Below are 456 nucleotides of genomic sequence, written 5' to 3'. Positions count from 1 at the left end.
GTACAGGGCTTTCGAGACGAAGCGGCCATTTTCTTTGATTTTGTAGTGGATGGCATCCAGCCAGACAAACGGATACACCGCTTCCAGCTCACGTTCCTGCCAAGCTCTAAGTTCAGGCACCAAGCGGTCGGTAATGGCGTTAATGGTGCCGTTAGAGACCTCGGTACCGTACATCTCCAGTAGGTATTCCCGGATGCTCTGGTAGCTGTTCCCGAGAGCGAACAGAGAGATAATATTGCGCTCCATCTCATCGGTGAGTCGGGTCTGGTACTTTTTAACGGTCTGGGGTTCAAAGGAGCCATTACGATCCCGTGGCGTCTCCAGCTCAAAGGACCCGGAAGCCGTTTTAATGGTTTTGCGAGAGGCCCCGTTTTTACGATTAGGCTGGGAATCCTGCCCCAGATGTTCATCCAGTTCAGCACCTAATGCCGCTTCGGTGATCTGCTTGATCAGAGG

General features: G+C 52.6%; 1 protein-coding gene. It reads right to left on the bottom strand.

What is annotated here, in order from left to right:
- Window positions 1-456 (bottom strand): transposase (locus Q4563_RS16090; protein ID WP_303605190.1); only part of this gene is annotated, 456 nt, incomplete at both ends.

This window comes from Gilvimarinus sp. 1_MG-2023, from assembly GCF_030548285.1.
The sequence above is the reverse complement of the archived record's forward strand: the minus strand, read 5'-3'. Positions and strand labels throughout refer to the sequence as shown.